Origin of the sequence: Sphingomonas pollutisoli, assembly GCF_029167165.1 — a bacterium.
Lineage (GTDB): Bacteria > Pseudomonadota > Alphaproteobacteria > Sphingomonadales > Sphingomonadaceae > Sphingomonas > Sphingomonas pollutisoli.
In genome coordinates this window covers 1-668 of sequence record NZ_JARFNJ010000061.1, presented here as the reverse complement: position 1 = coordinate 668, position 668 = coordinate 1, and the positions used below count along the sequence as shown (strand labels likewise).

Below are 668 nucleotides of genomic sequence, written 5' to 3'. Positions count from 1 at the left end.
CCTTGCGGGAACGACTCGAATTGCCGGTTCAGTATAACTGCTTCCGCAAAGGGCGCTAATCGGTTCCGCTCAGAGCTCCTCGTCGAGCTGCACGCCCGCAGCGAGGTGCCGGATCTCGTTCTCACCGCCGATCCCGGTGCCGAGAAGCCGGAAACTTATGAATATCAGAAGCTGATCGCCGCCTGGATGGCAGCACGGCACATTCCCTATGAGGTGGTCCGCTACGTGCCCCAGCGCTTCAAGCACTGGCCGCCTTACTATTCGATCCTCGCGAACGTGCTGACCAACGCGACGCTTCCCAGCATCAGCCTGGGGCGGCACAGCTGCTCGCTCAAATGGAAGGTCGCGCCGCAGGATGCGTTCCTGAAGCAGTGGGCGCCGGCCAAGGCCGCGTGGACACGCGGGCAGAAGGTCACACGCCTGATCGGCTATGACGCATCGCCCGCCGACACACGCCGCTACGCCCATGCCTCCGCGCTCGACGATCCGCTCTTCGAGTGCCGCTATCCACTGCGCGAGTGGAACTGGACCCGCGATCGGTGCGCGGCCCGTATCGAGGCCGCCGGCCTGCCGGTTCCGCCAAAGTCGAGTTGCTTCTTCTTATGTTTGCAGATGGTGTCTCGTCTCACGGTAAGTCTCTGTTTCGAGGCGTATAAAATTATTCGACG

1 pseudogene is annotated in these 668 nt (G+C 62.1%); it reads left to right on the top strand.

From position 1 onward, the window contains the following. Positions 1-33 precede the first annotated feature (33 nt). Positions 34-668, top strand: a pseudogene (locus PX554_RS26555) (hypothetical protein); the annotation flags it as partial.